This is a genomic window from Streptomyces sp. NPDC048696, from assembly GCF_043198895.1.
Taxonomy (GTDB): domain Bacteria; phylum Actinomycetota; class Actinomycetes; order Streptomycetales; family Streptomycetaceae; genus Streptomyces.
The window spans coordinates 11,706-24,280 of sequence record NZ_JBICVJ010000007.1; the positions used below are offsets into that span (position 1 = coordinate 11,706).

Below are 12,575 nucleotides of genomic sequence, written 5' to 3' on the forward strand. Positions count from 1 at the left end.
ACGGTCCTTGGCTCGCCCGGCTCACCCTAGGTTCGCTCCTTACCGTCCGCAAAGAGTCACGAAGGGTGCGTGCCGCCGGACGGACTACCCGCGGGACCCCGCGCACCGGACCCGGGACCCCGCGTACCGGCCCCGGCCTGCGGGTCACCACCGCCCGGCCCGTTCGCGTGCTCGCCGGACCCCGCGTACTCCGGCAGGGACAGCCGTGCCACCGCGCCGCCGTCCGGCGCGTTGCCGAACCGCAGTCCGGCGCCGAGCACCGACGCCTGGCCGACCGCGATGGTCAGGCCGAGCCCGTGGCCCTTGTTGCCGCCCTCGGTGCGGAAGCGCTGGGGTCCGTGGTCGAGCAGATAGGCGGGGTATCCGGCGCCGTGGTCCCGTACGGTCACGACCGGGCCGTCGACGGTCAGGACCACCGGCAGTTCGCCGTGCTTGTGGGCGTTGGCCACCAGATTGCCGAGCACCCGCTCCAGGCGCCGCTTGTCGGTCTCCACACAGGTGTCGCGGACCACCACCACCTCGGTCGGGGTCCCCGACGCCCGCACCACGCGCTCCACCAGCGGCCCCAGATACTCCAGATCGAGGTCGACGGGCTCACTGCCCGCCTCAAGCCGGGAGATCTCCAGCAGGTCCTCGGTGAGCGAGCGCATCGCGCGCACCCGGTCCCGTACCAGCTCGGCGGGCCGTCCCTCGGGCAGCAGTTCGGCGGCCGCGTGCAGGCCGGTGAGCGGGGTGCGCAGCTCGTGCGCCACGTCGGCGGTGAAGCGCTGCTCGCTCAGCAGCTTGTTCTGCAGCGTCCCGGCCATGGTGTCGAGCGCTCCGGCGACCGTGGCCACCTCGTCCTGGGGGCGCGAAGGGTCCTTCGTGCGGGGGTCGTTGACCCGGGCGTCCAGGTCGCCCGCGCCGATCCGGCGGGCCACCGTCGCGGTCTGGTGCAGCCGACGGGTGACCCGGGTGACGCCGAAGACGCCGACCAGCAGGGTGGCGCCGATGGCCAGGATGGAGGAGCCGAGGATCGCCTGGTCGAGGCCGTTGATGGTGCGTGCGCTCTGGCTGTAGTCGATCGTGACGGCCAGCGCGCGCCGCCCGTCCGCCGGGCCCGCCGCCCACATGGTGGGGCGCCCGCGCAGGTTGTCGGCGACGAGCGTGCCGCGCCTGCCGGAGAGGGCGAGCCTGCGCAGCGAGTCGGGCAGGCCCGTCGGGTCGAGTCCGGCACCGGGCGGCAGCGGCTCGCCCGCCTCGTACGCCTCGGACACGTCGTCCAGTTTCGACAGCGCCTTGTCCCGGGCCTGGCCGACGGTCTGCCGGGTCACCGAGACATGGACGAGCACACTGAGCAGGGCCGCCAGGGCGCAGCACATGACGGTGATGAAGACCGCGGCCTTCCAGGTGAGCGTCGCCGTCCAGGCCGGCAGTCGGGGCCGCCTCATCGCTTGCTCGCGGTGGGAGTCGGTGTCTTGGGGTGCGGCGGCACCGGGTTGAGGGAGTGCTGCGGCTCCACCCGGATGATCTCGTCGCGGGTCGGCAGCATGGCGCGCTGGTGGTCGTCCCAGGACCAGGCGGTGCGGTACTCGTAGCCCGGGATGCCCGCGGAGACCGAGTGCAGGATGACGTCCCGGCCGGCCAGCTCCACCCCGATCAGCTGGTCCGAGGTGGACATGATCCGGGTCAGGGTGCCGTTCTTGTCCGGCGTGTAGCAGCGCACGGCGAGCTGCTGCTCGGGCATCTTGATGCCGAGGATCATCTCGTCCCTGCCGTCGCCGGTCAGATCGCGGAAGTACGCCTTGAGCACCGGGCAGCTCTTGGGCTTCGACCGGCACTGAGTGAGCTGGCGAACCGTTTCCTCGTAGAGCCCGTCGGCGCCCGTGTACTGGTCGGGGTGGGCGCGCACCTCGGCCTGGACGACCGCGACCGGGTCGAGGTTGTGGACGTCGCCACCGGGCACCTTGATGCCGGGAACCCGTTCGGTCTGGGACTCGCCGTAGTCCTGCGGCGTCGCCGTGGGCTTCGGCAGGTCCGGCCACAGCTGCACCGGGCCGACCGCCGTCTGGGTGGGGCCCGCGCCCTGCAGCCCGCCCGCGTTGCCGCAGCCGGACAGCAGCAGGGTCACGGCCCCGCCGGCGAGCAGCGCGAGGGCCGCGGCGGCGGGGCGGCGGCGGTGGCGGGTCACGGTGCTCCTGTCGTGAGGGCCTCGGCGCCGGTGGCGGCGAGGGCTACTGCGCCTTCACCAGGTCGGCGTAGAAGATGATGTTGGCCGAGCGGTGGCCGTTCTTGATCGGGCCGCCGCAGGTGATGAGGCGGAGCTCCGGACGGTCGGTCCTGCCGTAAACCTTATTCGTGGGGAAGTCGGTTTTGTCCACCTGCTGAGTCTCGCGGATCCGGAACACGGCCGTCGAACCGTCCGCCCGCCCGACCTCGATCACATCTCCGACGTGCATCTTCTTCACATTGCGCAGGAGCGCCGGGCCCTTGGCCGTGTCGTAGTGCGCCACGATCACCGAAGCGCCCTTCTCGCCGGGCGTGACACTGCCGGTGTACCAGCCCGCCAGCTCCGCCTTCTCCACCGGCGGCACCTGGAGCTCCTGCTTGTCGTCCAGGCCCAGGTGGAGCACCGGACCGGCGTCGACCCCCGCCGACGGGATGACCACCCGGGTCGGCTCGGCCGCCTTCAGCGGGCCGACCTGCTGCCGCGCCTGGGTGGTGGCGGCGTTGCGTACCGAGACATCGGGCGCGGGCGCCTTGCCGCCGCCGGACGAGCCCGAGCCGCAGGCCATCAGCCCGCCGCCCAGGGCCAGGGCGAGCGCGGAGGCGGCCGCGAGCCGCGCCGTGTGGCGCGGACGGGGGCGGGAGGTCGTGGACGCAGTCATGGTCACCACCGTAGGCAGCGGTTGTCGCGGAGCCTTCCCGGCTCTGTAACAGCTCTCCATATCCGTGGTGACCGTGCCGTCACTGCTGGTACGGGTTCTGCCCGTGCATCTGACCCGGCTGCTGCTGGTACCCGGGCTGCGGGGCCATGCCCTGGCCCGGCTGCGGCCCGGCGGCCATCGCCTGCAGCTGCTCGGCCTGCTCCTTGGTGATCTCCTGCTCCAGACCGCAGAACGTGCACTGCGTACGGAACCGGGTCGACAGGGGGAAGAGCGGGATGAAGAAGAACGTGAACTTCTTGACGTACTTGCGCAGTCCGTGGGCCGCGGGGTTGCCGCAGTTCCCGCAGACCAGCGTCATCATCGCCAACTGGTACAGATATCCCCTGGTGCCCCAGATGATCATAGGTGGTGCCTCTCCCGTTCCGATGGCGCGTGCGGCACGCGCCCAGCGGCTCCGCACTATACGAGCCGCGATATTGCCCTGCGCGGGCGGTGCTGGTCCCATGGGCGTGGGGGTGATGCGGGATGTCGGGACTGCGGGTGACACCGGTGCACCGGCACGGACAGGCACGGCTGTACGTCAGCCTCCCGGACGGGAGGAGCGCGGCCTGGTACGACCGGGAGAGCGGGCGGGTCAGCCTGCTCCTGGAGGAGCGCCGGGACGAGGTGCTGGCGGCCCTGGCGCCGTTCGTGGTGGGTGACGTGACGGTCGGGCCGCCGCCCGCGCCGACCCCCGCCGACCTGGCCCGGCTCTCCCTGCACCCCGACGACGACCTCGCGCCCAACCGGCCCGGCGAGGCGCTGTTCGCGGAGCTGGAGCGGCACGGGGAGCAGCGGCGGCTGCGGGCCGACCCGCGCCGGGTGGCGCTGGCCGCGCAGGAACGGGTGGGGGCCGGGCTTGACGGGCTTGAGGGCGCGGGGTGGCGGGTGTTGCACTCGGTGCCGCTGCCGGGGGAGGGGCGGATCGACCATCTGCTGATCGGGCCCGCCGGGGTGATGACGGTGCGGACCGTGCCCGCGCACCGCCACCGCGTCCGGATCGCGGACCCGCTGGTCTCGGTGGGCCGCGCCGCGCCCGCGCCCCAGCTGCGCTGGGCCCGCCGCGACGCCGAGCGCGCGTCCCTGGCCCTGGCGGCGGCGGTCCGCCCGGTCCTGGCCCTGCCGGGCGCGGACCGGGTGGACTGCGTCGCGCCGCCACGGGACGTACGGGTGCTGCGCGATGCGGAGCTGCCGGAGCTGGCGCGGCTGGGGGGCGTCCTGAAACCGGCGGACATCGAGGCGCTGTACTGGACGGCGCGGGATCGCAGGACGTGGGCGCGGGTGTGACACACGGGTGCTGGGCCCCTCCCCGCCCCTTCCCTGAACCCTCCGGGGGTGGGTGGGGGTGGAGCTGGTTTCCCGGGGGCTACGCCCCCGGACCCCGGGCGGGGCTGCGCCCCTGGACCCCGGGCGGGGCTGCGCCCCTGGACCCCGGGCGGGGCTGCGCCCCTGGACCCCGGGCGGGGCTGCGCCCCGGGCCCCGTTTTCGTCTGCGGATCGTGCTGGGTTGCTCGCGCCCACGCGGCGGAGCCGCAAATCGACACAGCCCCGCGCCCCTTAGATGGGCCCTTCGGGCCCTCCTGTAGGGGCGCGGGGAACTGCGCGACCAGCCACACACAACCCGCAGACGAAACGACAACCGCCGGAGCCACGCGGCGGAGCCGCAAAATGTCACAGCCGGGAAGGGGCGGGGTGGGGAAATACCCGCCGCAGGCGGCCCGCAGACGAGCGACAACGCGCCTCACCCGTTACCCCTCAACCCCCCCCGCAGCCGCAGCACCGTCGTCACCGGATGCCGGACCGTCCCCCGTTCCACCTCCGCCAGCAAGTGGCCCGGTTCGACCGGTACGTACGTGATCTCGCCCCAGCCGGGGGCGATCGCCGTGGGGGTGCCGGGGGAGGGGCGTAGGCCGGCGCGGCCCGCCTCCGCACGGAGCGCGGGGCCCAGGGGGCTGGAGACCGCCACCGCGTCGTCGCCCGGGAGCGCCAGGACCAGGGCCGTCGGGCGTCGCGGCGGGCCCACGTAGCCCACCACCACCGCCTCCCACGTATCCGTGTGGCGGAGTTTGCGCCAGGCTCGGGTGCCGGGGCGGTACGGGGAGTCGAGGCGCTTGGCCACCAGGCCCTCCACCCCGCTCGCCGGGAGCGTTTCGTACCAGGTCAGGGCTGTTCGGCGGTCGGTCGTCGCCGGGACCGGTTGCAGCGGAGGGCCCAGGGGGCTCAGCAACGTGAGCAGGTGGGCCCGGCGGGTCTCGTACGGGAGGCGGCGGATGTCCTCGTCGGCGACCGACAGGACGTCGAACGCCGCGTACGACGCCGGCAGGCGCCGCGCCAGCAGCGCCGCCCGCGCCGGCGTGGCCGCCGCCCGCCGCTGGACCGCCGCGAAGTCGGTGCGGCCGCCCGTCCAGACCACCACCTCCCCGTCGAGCACGCACCCCGCGGGGAGCGCGAGCGCCGCCTCCACCAGGTCCGGGAACGCGGCCGTCACGATCCGGCCCGAGCGGGCCTGGAGCACCACACCGTCGGCGGTGCGGAAGACCAGCATCCGGTGGCCGTCGAACTTCGGCTCGTACCCCCAGCCGGGCCCGGTCGGAAGCTCCCGCACCGACTGGGCCAGGGCCACCTTCAGCGGCGGTCGCAGCGGTGTCATGGCAGGCGGCCCGCCCGGTTCAGGTTGATCAGGGGGGCCATCAGGTCCCCGTCCCGGGCCAGCCGCGGCTCTATGTCGCCCAGGAGGAAGACCAGGTCGGACGGGGCGCGGCAGGACTCGACCTCCGGCCAGGACACCGGCGCCGACACCGTCGGGCGCTCCCGGGCCCGCAGGGTGTACGGCGCCGCCGTCGTCTTCGCGGCCGCGTTCTGGCTGTGGTCGACGAACACCTTGCCCGGCCGCAGTGCCCGCGCCATCCGATGGGTGACCAATTGCGGAAGTGCGGCTTCCGCCTCCTGGGCGAGCCCCTTCGCGTACGCCGAGACCCGCTCGGACGGAGTGGGTTCGAGGGGGACGAGCAGATGCAGGCCCTTGGAGCCGGAGGTCTTCGCGTACGCGTGCAGACCGTCCGCCGCCAGGCGCTCGCGCAGCCACCGCGCCACCGCGCAGCACTCCACCACCGTCGCCGGGGCGCCCGGGTCCAGGTCGAAGACCATCCGGTCGGCCTGCGCGGGCGCGTCCGCCTGCCACTGCGGCGTATGGAACTCGACCACCAGGTTCGCCGCCCACATCAGGGTGGACAGGTCCGGGATCAGGACCTGGCGCGCGGCGCTGTCCTGGGAGCGCGGCACCGGGGCGGTCGTCACCCAGGAGGGTGTGCCGGGCGGCGGATTCTTGGTGAAGAAGAGCTGGCCGTCGGGGCCGTCCGGGTAGCGCAGGAACGACACCGGGCGCCCCCGCAGATGCGCGAGGAGTGCCCCGGCCACCGACGCGCAGTAGTGCAGCACCTCGCCCTTGGTGGTGCCGGTCGCGGGATAGAGCACCTTGTCGAGGCGGGAGAGCGCGATCCGCCGCCCCTCCACCCATGTGATCGGCGTCATACGATGAGAATCCCACTAATCCCGGCAGAGGGGATGAAGAGTGCGATCCATATGGAACGGTGCGATCTCCTTTGGGCTGGTCAGTATTCCGATCAAGCTCTTCAACGCCACCGAGAGCCATTCGATCTCGTTCCGGCAGATCCACACCGAGGACGGCGGCCGGGTGCGCTACCGCAAGGTGTGCGAGCTGGACGGCGAGGAGCTGGAGGCCGCCGAGATCGGCAAGGCGTACGAGGACGCGGACGGCTCGCTGATCCCGATCACCGACGACGACCTGGCCGCGCTGCCGCTGCCCACCGCCAAGACGATCGAGATCGTGGCGTTCGTCGCGGCCGACTCCATCGACCCGCTCCAGATCGACACGGCGTACTACCTGAGCGCCAGCGGTGTCCCGGCGGCCAAGCCGTACACGCTGCTCAGAGAGGCGCTGAAGCGCAGCCGCAAGGTGGCCATCGCCAAGTTCGCGCTGCGCGGCCGGGAACGGCTCGGCATGCTGCGGGTCGTCGACGACGTCATCGCGATGCACGGGCTGCTGTGGCCGGACGAGATCCGCGCCCCCGAGGGCGTCGCCCCGGAGACCGGAGTGAAGGTGCGCGACGCCGAACTCGACCTGGCCGACGCCCTGATGGACACCCTCGGCGAGGTCGACGTGGACGCGCTGCACGACGACTACCGCGAGGCCGTGGAAGCCCTCATCGCCTCCAAGGCGGGCGGCGCGCTGCCCCCGTCCGAGACCCCGCCCGAAGCCGGTGGCGGCAAGGTCATCGACCTGATGGCCGCGCTGGAGAAGAGCGTGCGCGCGGCGAAACAGGCGCGCGGCGAGGAGGCCGAGTCCGCCGAGGTGACCGAGCTCAAGCCGCGCAGGACGGCCGCGCGCAGGAGCGAGGCCAAGAGCGAGACCAAGAGCGCCCCCGCCAAGAAGGCGGCCGCGAAGAAGACCACGAAGGCGACCGCCAAGTCGACCTCCGCCGCGAAGAAGTCGGCGGCGTCCCCCAAGACCGGCGCGTCCGGCGCCAAGAAGTCCACCGCGACCACGGCCAAGAAGGCGGCCGCGAAGAAGACGACTCCCCGCAAGCGCGCGTCGGCCTGAGCAACCGGCGTACGCCTACGGGGAGTTCGAGGTCCTGCGGTCGGCGTCGAGGTGTCACACCCCTCGGGCGACCGGCTCGCCCAGCGCTTCGAGCTCCGCGTCCAGGTCGCGCGCGTGCACCTCGCGGGGCAGCGCGAACATGCCGAGCGCGACCAGCACCAGGATGCCGATCCCGTACCAGAGGCTGAGGTCGAAGCTCTTGACGAAGTTGTGGCTCACGGCCTTCTGGCCCTGCGCGGTCAGGATCGGCTGGACCTTGTCGGCGCCCTGCACCGAGGAGGGCAGACAGCTGGCCGGGACCTTGGTCGGGTCCGACTCGGCGGAGCGGTCGTGCACACAGGCCCGGAAGCCCTTGACGATGTCGTCGACGCCGCCCGCCGGGACGCCCGCGGTGACCAGTTCCTGGCGCAGCGCCGGGGTGACCTTGTCGACGCCGTGGTCGGAGTCGCTGGCCAGGTGGCCGAAGAAGAGCACACCGACCAGGGCGACGCCGAGCGCCATGCCGACCTGCTGGGTGGTGCCGAGCAGCCCGGAGGCCGAACCCGCGTCCTTGACCGGCACCTTGGTGAGGATCGCGTCGATCATCGGCGCCACCACCAGACCGAAGCCGAAGCCGGTGACGATCAGCGGCGCGATCATCTGCCAGGACGGAATGCCCGGGCCGTAGTGGTGCGCGACGAGGATGTACGCGCCGAACCCGGCCGCGTTCAGGAGCGCGCCGCCGATCAGCGTCATCCGCCCGATGCGCGGCGTGAACACCTCGACCGCGAGGCCGGAACCGGCGGCGGCGCCGACGGCGAAGGCCGCGCCCGTCAGACCGGCGCGCATCGGCGACCAGCCCAGACCCAGCTGCATGTACAGCGTCCACACCAGGAAGAAGCCGCCGAGCGCGATCCAGAAGAGCGTCCACACCAGCATGCCCGCGGTGAACGCGCGCTCCTTGAAGAGGCTGAGCACGACCAGCGGCGAGCCCACGGTCCGGGTGCGGTACCGCTCGAAGAGGGCCAGCAGGGCGAACACCACGACCGAGCCGCCCATCAGGACGTACGTCCAGGCGGGCCAGCCCAGCGTGCGGCCCTCGGCGAGCGGATAGACCAGCATCAGGATGCCGGTCACCGCGATCACCACGCCGATGGGGTCGAGCTTGGGCGCGGCCGGCGACTTCGACTCCCCGACGAAGAACCAGGCCGCGATCAACGCGCCGATGCCGACCGGGATGTTGACCAGGAAGATCGGGCGCCACTCCAGGTCGGCGATGTTCGCGTCGACCAGCACACCGCCGACGATCAGACCGGCCACGGACGCGGAGCCGAGCACACCGCCCCAGATGCCGAGCACCTTGCCGCGCTCCTCGGACGGGAACGTGACATGGATGATCGCGAGGATCTGCGGGACCATCAGTCCGGCCATCGAGCCCTGGAAGAACCGGGCGGCGATGAGCATGCCGGGGCCGCTGGCCACACCGCAGAGCGTCGAGGCGACGGTGAAGCCCGCGACGCCGATCAGGAACATCTTCTTACGGCCGAAGATGTCACCGAGGCGCCCGCCGGTGATCAGCAGGGCCGCGAAGCCGAGCACATAACCGGCCACCACCCATTCGATCTGCGTGTAGTCCGCGTGCAGGTCCTTCTGGATGCTCGGGATGACGACGTTGACGATCGTCACGTCGAGCATGTCCATGAACCCGGCGACCAGAACGATGATGAGTGCGAGCCAGCGGCGCGGGTCGAGCGTCGGCGCTTCGCCGTGCGCCGCCCCCGCGTGGCTGCCGCCGGGCAGGTCGGCTCCGGCGTGCGTGTCGTGAGTCATGGCGTGTCTACCTCTGGCCGATCGTGGTGACCGAGGCCGTCCCAGCCCGGTCATGACGGATGGAGCGTGATGGGGTGAGTGCCATTTACTGTTCTCCTCGCCCTACAAGGCAGGAAAAATTCGCGTCACAAGGATGACGAAGCAGGGTGTGGCGGTGTGACTTTTCGCAGGTCACATGCCGTATCCGCGGGTCACACCGGGGTCTTGTGAGAGCAGGTCCCGAGGCGGCCGGCCCGGCCGGACAGACCGCCGCCCCGCGAGAGCGGTAGGGAGCTCTCGCAGGGCGGGGGCGCGGCGGGCGGCGGACACGTGAAAGCGCCCTCCCGCACAGGGTGGTGAGCCGAAAGGGGATCTTCGGCACCCTGACTCGTCAAGGCACTCACACGCTCCGGCGACCTGAGCGGCCCAAGCGGAGTGAAGGCAGCCGGCGGCCCAAGTGGTCGACGTGACCCAGGTGACCCAAGTGGCCTGACCGGCTGAGGCGTTCTAAGTGTGCGGAGCTGCCTAAGTCGTTCAAGAGACCGGCTGCTCGGTGTACTCGGCGAGCAGGCGCTGCGCCACCGCGTCGGCCTCACCGGCCGGGACGAGAACGCCCTCGGGGGTCAGCCGCATCGGCTCGCTGCCGGCCATCCGCCAGTCGAACTTCGCGGCGAGCTCGAAGAGATCGGACTGGATCAGCGGCCCGCCCTTCTCGTGCTCGGCCGCCAGCGCGGTCGGGTGGTACAGCTCGTAACCGCCGGGCAGGTGCAGCGTCAGGAAGTGGCAGCCGCCGGAGAGGGTGGTGGACCAGGTGTGCTCGGTGCCCTTGGAGATGTGCGCCATCGAGCCGGGGCCGAGCGTCGTCACCTCGCCGTCGATGTACATGATCAAGGAGCCTTCGAGGACGTAGTACGTCTCGTCGGACTCGGCATGTGTGTGGAGCGGCGGCCCGGGAGTCGCGGCGGCTATCTCGCCCTCCACCATGGCGGCGGTACCACCTGTCGCGCCACTCGGCAGGACTATTTCAAACCCGCGGCGGCCGGCAGGACGGTCCTCGGGGCGGATGATGGTCGTCATGAAACCCTCTCTGGCTGGATTTCTTATCAAGTGGTTACGGGTTTAGCACGGGACGGCGGGTGCGGGTCAAGCAGCGCTCAACTTGTCCGTCATACGCGGCTCTAGCGGCACTCCGGCGGCTAATGCCGTCGGCCGACACGGCAGCGTGCGAGCGCGGGAATTCCGCAGTTGGACACTTGCGCAGAGCGGTCGTTGTCCCGTCAACGAAATTGCCGGGAGTTCACGGCTGTGGAGAAGGCCGTGGAGATACGTGGGGAGATACGTGTGGAGAAGAAAGACACGCGGTTGCCATGAGTGGCCGAATTCTCCGGGTGTCGTCGCTGAGATTTCACGATATGCGCGGGGCGTAGCGGCCGAGATGTACCGGTGGATACGACGCAGGGCGGGAGCAAGCGCTCTCGGCGCCCGCTCCCGCCCTGCGACCCGCACCGGTGTCAGCCCCGCGCGGGGGTCCGTACGTGCTCGGGGCGCGGCCCGTACCCGATCATCCGGGCGATCAGTTTGCCCACCGGCCGCACCCGGTCCGCGACCGCGATCACCCTCGGCGGCCGCGACTCGCGCGTCCCGTCGAGCGTCGGCGCGATGAGCTGGTTCTGCAGCAGGATCTGCATCCGCTGGATGGCGACCGTCGGCGGCAGCCGGCGCTTCTGCACGGCCGCCAGGTGCGCGGTGCTCAACGTGCCCAGCCGCAGCGGTTCGGCCAGCAGATTGGCGGTGGCCACCGCGTCCTGCACGGCGACGTTGATGCCGAACCCGCCGACCGGCGACATCGCGTGCGCGGCGTCCCCGATGAACAGCAGCCCCGGCCGGTACCAGCGCCGCAGCCGCTCCACCCGGACCTCCAGCATCCGGGCGTCCGAGAACTCGATCTTGTCCGGCCGGTCGCCCATCCACGGCAGCAGCGCCCGCACGCTCGCCCGCAGCGCGTCGATGCCCTCCGCCTTCAGCTGCGCGTACATGCCCTTGGGGATGACATAGGCGAACTGCCAGTAGTCCTCCCGGCAGATGCCGATGAGCAGACCCTCGGCGCCGAGGCGGATGAAGGTGTCCGGCGGATCGCTCTCCTCGCGCGGGATGCGGAACCACAGGTCGTCCATCGGCGCCCCGAACCCCCGCGGGACCAGCCCGGCCGGGGCCCGCAGCGCCGAGTCGCGGCCGTCGGCGGCCACCGTGAGCACCGCCCTGAGCTCGTGCTCGCCGTCGGCGTCCCGGTAGCGCACGCCCGCCGCCCGGTCGCCCTCGCGGATCAGCCCGTGCACCTCCGCGCCCATCTTCAGGTGGAAGTGGGGGTACGTGGCGGCCTCCTCGGCGAGCAGGCTGAGGAAGTCCCACTGCGGGACGAACGCGATGTACGGATACGCGCCGGACAGCAGCCGCTGGTCGGCGACGAGTACGTCACGGGTGTCGGTGACCATGTTGATCCCCGGCGTGGTGCGGTGCGGGAGCGCCAGGAACCGGTCCACCAGGCCGAGTTCGGCCATCACGTCCAGGGTGGAGGGGTGGATCGTGTCGCCGCGGAAGTCCCGCAGGAAGTCCCGGTGCTTCTCCAGGACGGTCACTTCGATGCCGGCCCGGGCCAGCAGCAGCCCCAGCATCGTGCCGGCCGGTCCACCGCCGACTACGCAGCAGGTGGTTGTCTCGGTTGCCATGTCGTGCCACCTCGGCGAGCTGATCGAACGGGTCGTCAATTGCCTTGTGGAGCAGTGAAGTTGGCTGCGCGGCGGGTCACCACGTCTGGCCGCCCTGCTGCCGGGTGGCGGCGTTGAGGCGGTTGTAGAAGTTGCTGACAGCGATCCACAGGACGAGGGCCGCGAGCGGCTGCTCCTCGTAGTGCCGGACGGCCTCGGCCCATACGTCGTCGGGGACCGGCTCGGTACGGTCGTTGAGGCGGGTCATCGACTCGGTGAGGGCGAGCGCGGCCCGCTCGGCGTCGGTGAAGTACGGCATCTCGCGCCAGGCGGCCACCGCGAGCAGGCGCTCCGCGCTCTCGCCGCCCTTCATCGCGTACCGGGTGCCGGAGTCCACGCAGGCGCTGCACGCGTTGATCTGGCTGGCCCGCAGATGCACGAGATGCATGGTGGTGGCGGGTACTCCGGCGCTGTGCGTGGCCTTCGTCAGCTCGCGAATGGCTTCCATCGCCCCCGGGACGACGGTCGCCGGGCTCGGCATCCTTGCTTCCATGA

The 12,575-nt window shown here is 71.7% G+C and carries 12 protein-coding genes; 2 read left to right on the forward strand and 10 right to left on the reverse strand.

Annotated elements, in window-relative coordinates; all coding sequences use genetic code 11:
• Positions 1–56: 56 nt before the first annotated feature.
• The 4 genes from ACGFRG_RS16330 to ACGFRG_RS16345 all read right to left on the reverse strand — a co-directional run bounded on the left by ACGFRG_RS16330 (position 57) and on the right by ACGFRG_RS16345 (position 3,270).
• A complete protein-coding gene (locus tag ACGFRG_RS16330; protein WP_393264458.1) occupies positions 57–1,430 on the reverse strand; it encodes a histidine kinase dimerization/phospho-acceptor domain-containing protein in 1,374 nt (457 codons plus the stop codon).
• Positions 1,427–2,170 carry a hypothetical protein gene (locus ACGFRG_RS16335; protein ID WP_393264461.1) on the reverse strand — a complete coding sequence of 248 codons (744 nt, stop codon included), beginning with the start codon at positions 2,168–2,170 and terminating at the stop codon, positions 1,427–1,429. Before ACGFRG_RS16335 ends, ACGFRG_RS16330 begins: the two co-directional genes overlap by 4 nt.
• 43 nt (positions 2,171–2,213) lie before the next feature.
• Complete coding sequence (locus ACGFRG_RS16340; RefSeq protein WP_361426526.1) at positions 2,214–2,867, reverse strand: class F sortase; 654 nt, start codon at positions 2,865–2,867, stop codon at positions 2,214–2,216.
• 79 nt (positions 2,868–2,946) lie between these two features.
• Complete coding sequence (locus ACGFRG_RS16345) at positions 2,947–3,270, reverse strand: zinc-ribbon domain-containing protein (RefSeq protein WP_361426529.1); 324 nt, start codon at positions 3,268–3,270, stop codon at positions 2,947–2,949.
• Between the two features lie 122 nt (positions 3,271–3,392).
• Between ACGFRG_RS16345 and ACGFRG_RS16350 the strand changes: the two genes are divergently transcribed.
• Positions 3,393–4,193 (forward strand): nuclease-related domain-containing protein, encoded by an 801-nt coding sequence (locus ACGFRG_RS16350; RefSeq protein WP_393264465.1) that lies wholly within the window; start codon positions 3,393–3,395, stop codon positions 4,191–4,193.
• Positions 4,194–4,647: 454 nt separating this feature from the next.
• Here the strand turns inward: ACGFRG_RS16350 and ACGFRG_RS16355 are convergent, their stop codons facing one another.
• A complete protein-coding gene (locus ACGFRG_RS16355) occupies positions 4,648–5,556 on the reverse strand; it encodes an ATP-dependent DNA ligase (RefSeq protein WP_393264467.1) in 909 nt (302 codons plus the stop codon).
• Positions 5,553–6,437 carry a non-homologous end-joining DNA ligase gene (gene ligD / locus ACGFRG_RS16360; protein WP_393264470.1) on the reverse strand — a complete coding sequence of 295 codons (885 nt, stop codon included), beginning with the start codon at positions 6,435–6,437 and terminating at the stop codon, positions 5,553–5,555. The genes ACGFRG_RS16355 and ligD overlap by 4 nt, the downstream gene beginning before the upstream one ends.
• A gap of 40 nt (positions 6,438–6,477) precedes the next feature.
• On the opposite strand from ligD, the gene ACGFRG_RS16365 reads away from it, so the two are divergent.
• Positions 6,478–7,527, forward strand: coding sequence for a Ku protein (locus tag ACGFRG_RS16365; RefSeq protein WP_393264473.1), 1,050 nt, complete (start codon positions 6,478–6,480; stop codon positions 7,525–7,527).
• 54 nt (positions 7,528–7,581) lie between these two features.
• Here the strand turns inward: ACGFRG_RS16365 and ACGFRG_RS16370 are convergent, their stop codons facing one another.
• The 4 genes from ACGFRG_RS16370 to ACGFRG_RS16385 all read right to left on the reverse strand — a co-directional run bounded on the left by ACGFRG_RS16370 (position 7,582) and on the right by ACGFRG_RS16385 (position 12,573).
• On the reverse strand, positions 7,582–9,336 hold the full coding sequence (locus ACGFRG_RS16370) for an MFS transporter (protein ID WP_361431201.1): 1,755 nt from the start codon (positions 9,334–9,336) through the stop codon (positions 7,582–7,584).
• Positions 9,337–9,849: 513 nt separating this feature from the next.
• Entirely contained in the window at positions 9,850–10,392 is a 543-nt protein-coding gene (locus ACGFRG_RS16375; RefSeq protein ID WP_361431198.1) for a cupin domain-containing protein, read from the reverse strand.
• A gap of 434 nt (positions 10,393–10,826) precedes the next feature.
• Positions 10,827–12,041, reverse strand: a complete 1,215-nt coding sequence (locus ACGFRG_RS16380) for an FAD-dependent oxidoreductase (RefSeq protein ID WP_361431196.1) — start codon at positions 12,039–12,041, stop codon at positions 10,827–10,829.
• Between the two features lie 76 nt (positions 12,042–12,117).
• On the reverse strand, positions 12,118–12,573 hold the full coding sequence (locus tag ACGFRG_RS16385) for a carboxymuconolactone decarboxylase family protein (RefSeq protein ID WP_361431194.1): 456 nt from the start codon (positions 12,571–12,573) through the stop codon (positions 12,118–12,120).
• Between the last annotated feature and the right edge of the window lie 2 nt (positions 12,574–12,575).

Bases quoted from the DNA above. Each gene is read 5' to 3' on its own strand.
- ACGFRG_RS16330 (WP_393264458.1), bottom strand. From the start codon at position 1,430: ATGAGGCGGCCCCGACTGCCGGCCTGGACGGCGACGCTCACCTGGAAG.
- ACGFRG_RS16340 (WP_361426526.1), bottom strand. From the start codon at position 2,867: ATGACTGCGTCCACGACCTCCCGCCCCCGTCCGCGCCACACGGCGCGG.
- ACGFRG_RS16345 (WP_361426529.1), bottom strand. From the start codon at position 3,270: ATGATCATCTGGGGCACCAGGGGATATCTGTACCAGTTGGCGATGATG.
- ACGFRG_RS16350 (WP_393264465.1), top strand. From the start codon at position 3,393: ATGTCGGGACTGCGGGTGACACCGGTGCACCGGCACGGACAGGCACGG.
- ACGFRG_RS16355 (WP_393264467.1), bottom strand. From the start codon at position 5,556: ATGACACCGCTGCGACCGCCGCTGAAGGTGGCCCTGGCCCAGTCGGTG.
- ligD (WP_393264470.1), bottom strand. From the start codon at position 6,437: ATGACGCCGATCACATGGGTGGAGGGGCGGCGGATCGCGCTCTCCCGC.
- ACGFRG_RS16370 (WP_361431201.1), bottom strand. From the start codon at position 9,336: ATGACTCACGACACGCACGCCGGAGCCGACCTGCCCGGCGGCAGCCAC.
- ACGFRG_RS16375 (WP_361431198.1), bottom strand. From the start codon at position 10,392: ATGACGACCATCATCCGCCCCGAGGACCGTCCTGCCGGCCGCCGCGGG.
- ACGFRG_RS16380 (WP_361431196.1), bottom strand. From the start codon at position 12,041: ATGGCAACCGAGACAACCACCTGCTGCGTAGTCGGCGGTGGACCGGCC.
- ACGFRG_RS16385 (WP_361431194.1), bottom strand. From the start codon at position 12,573: ATGGAAGCAAGGATGCCGAGCCCGGCGACCGTCGTCCCGGGGGCGATG.